We start from the raw sequence: 2,269 nt of genomic DNA on the forward strand, positions 1-2,269 counted from the left end.
CCGCGAGCAGCCGGGCGCGGGTGCCGGCGGGTTCGAGCAAGGCCGCCGCCCGCGGACCGGCGTCGCCCCGGACGGCCTGCCAGGCGGCGAGGTAGCGATCGCCGGCGGCGAGCCGCTGATGCACAAGCAGATCGACGAGATCGTCCGCCAGCTGCTCGACCGCAACAGCCAGCCGGGTGTCGTCGATCTGGAACAGGTCCGGCGCGTTGCCGCCCACGGCCTGCGTGGCCAGCCGGTCGTAGTAGCCCTCGGCACCCTGCCAGGTGACCTTGAACGTGACGCCCGGGTGGCGGGTGGAGTAGAGCTTGAGCGCCGCCTCGGTGCGCTCGGCCCTGCCCTGGTCGCCGTACCAGAACACCGAGAGCGTGACCGGGCCGTCCGACCCTTCGTCGCGGGCCGCCGAGCAGCCGCCGACCAGCAACGAGACGGCCGCGAGCAGCGCGACCACCGGTCGGTGGGGCAACGTGCGCACGCGCGGACTCCTCACTGACGGTGCAAGTTACTGGATCGTCAACTAGACAGCCCGTACCGACGGGGTGTCAACCGCCCGTGATCTACTGAAATCGTGGAACTGGTGCACCAGGGCAAGGTCCGTGACGTCTACGCCGACGGCGACGAGCTGGTGCTGGTCGCGTCCGACCGACTGTCCATCTACGACGTCATCCTGCCGACCCCGATCCCCGACAAGGGCGCGATCCTGACCCGGCTGTCGCTGTGGTGGTTCGAGCAGCTCGAAGGGATCGTGCCGAACCACGTGATCTCGTCGACCGACGTGCCGGCCGAGTTCGCCGGTCGGGCGATCCGGGTCCGCCGGCTCGACATGCTGCCGGTCGAGTGCGTGGCCCGGGGCTACCTGACCGGCGGCGGCAAGCGGGAGTACGACGCGACCGGCACCGTCTCCGGCATCCCGCTCGAGCCGGGCCTGGTCGAGGCGCAGCGACTCCCGTCGCCGATCTTCACGCCCTCGACGAAGGCACCCAAGGGCGCGCACGACGAGCCGATCTCCTTCGACCAGGTGATCGCCGAGGTCGGCCAGGAGACCGCGGAGGCGATCCGGGACATCACGCTGGCGGTCTACCGCCGGGGCGCGGAGCTGGCCGCCGAGCGCGGCGTGCTGATCGCCGACACCAAGATCGAGATTGGACGGGCTCCGGACGGCGCGCTCGTGCTCGCCGACGAGGTGCTCACCCCGGACTCGTCGCGGTTCTGGCCGGCCGACGACTACGCGCCGGGTCGCCCGCAGTTCTCGTTCGACAAGCAGTTCGTCCGTGACTGGGCGACCGAAGCGGGCTGGGACAAGAAGTCGCCGCCGCCGGCCGTGCCGGACGACGTGGTCGCCGTGACCCGGGCGCGCTACATCGACATCTACGAGCGGTTGACCGGCGAGCCCTGGTAGGTCAGACCCAGTCCAGCGTACGGTCGACCGCCTTGCGCCACTGTGCCCACTCGCGCTCGCGGCGGGACTTGTCGACCAGCGGCTGCCATTCGCGGTCGGGCTGCCAGTGCGCCCGCAGCGCGTCGAGGTCCGGCCAGAAACCCACCGCCAAGCCGGCCGCGTACGCGGCGCCCAGGCACGTGGTCTCGGTGACCCGCGGCCGCACGACGGGCAGGTCGAGCACGTCCGACAGCGTCTGCATGAGCAGGTTGTTGACGGTCATCCCGCCGTCGACGCGCAGCCGGCGCAGCGCGACGTCCGTGTCGGCGTCCATCGCGTCCACCACCTCGCGGGTCTGCCAGGCGCTCGCTTCCAGCGCGGCGCGGGCCACGTGGGCCCGGGTGATGTAGCCGGTCAGCCCGGCGATCACGCCTCGCGCGTCGCCGCGCCAGTGCGGCGCGAACAGCCCGGAGAAGGCCGGCACGATGTAGCAGCCGCCGTTGTCGTCGACCGACGCCGCCAGCGCCTCGATCTCGTCGGCGCTGCCGATCAGGCCGAGGTTGTCGCGCAGCCACTGGACCAGCGCGCCCGTCACGGCAATGGCACCTTCCAGGGCGTACGCCGGCGCGGCGGAGCCGACCTGGTAACCGACCGTGGTGAGCAGCCCGTGCCGGGACACCACCGGGGTCGCGCCGGTGTTGACCAGCAGGAAGCTGCCGGTGCCGTAGGTGCACTTGCCCTCGCCAGGCTGGAAGCACGCCTGCCCGAACAGCGCGGCCTGTTGGTCGCCGAGCGCGCCGGCCACCGGCACGCCGTCGACCTACCTCGGGCACAAGCACGGCGACGCCGGCGACGTGAACCTGCGGCTGTTCCTGACCGACCCGGCCGCGGAGC

The 2,269-nt window shown here is 72.0% G+C and carries 2 protein-coding genes and 1 pseudogene; 1 reads left to right on the forward strand and 2 read right to left on the reverse strand.

Going from position 1 to position 2,269, the window contains the following annotated elements:
- Positions 1-472, reverse strand: a 472-nt coding sequence (locus tag AB0H87_RS40875; protein WP_360158959.1) for an ABC transporter substrate-binding protein, incomplete at its 3' end; no start/stop codon positions are given.
- Between the two features lie 93 nt (positions 473-565).
- Between AB0H87_RS40875 and AB0H87_RS40880 the strand changes: the two genes are divergently transcribed.
- Positions 566-1,396, forward strand: a complete 831-nt coding sequence (locus tag AB0H87_RS40880) for a phosphoribosylaminoimidazolesuccinocarboxamide synthase (RefSeq protein WP_360158962.1) — start codon at positions 566-568, stop codon at positions 1,394-1,396.
- A gap of 1 nt (position 1,397) precedes the next feature.
- Here the strand turns inward: AB0H87_RS40880 and AB0H87_RS40885 are convergent.
- Positions 1,398-2,189, reverse strand: a pseudogene (locus AB0H87_RS40885) (FGGY-family carbohydrate kinase); the annotation flags it as partial.
- Positions 2,190-2,269: the final 80 nt, after the last annotated feature.

This window comes from Asanoa sp. NPDC050611 (assembly GCF_040654855.1).
Classification (GTDB): domain Bacteria; phylum Actinomycetota; class Actinomycetes; order Mycobacteriales; family Micromonosporaceae; genus Asanoa.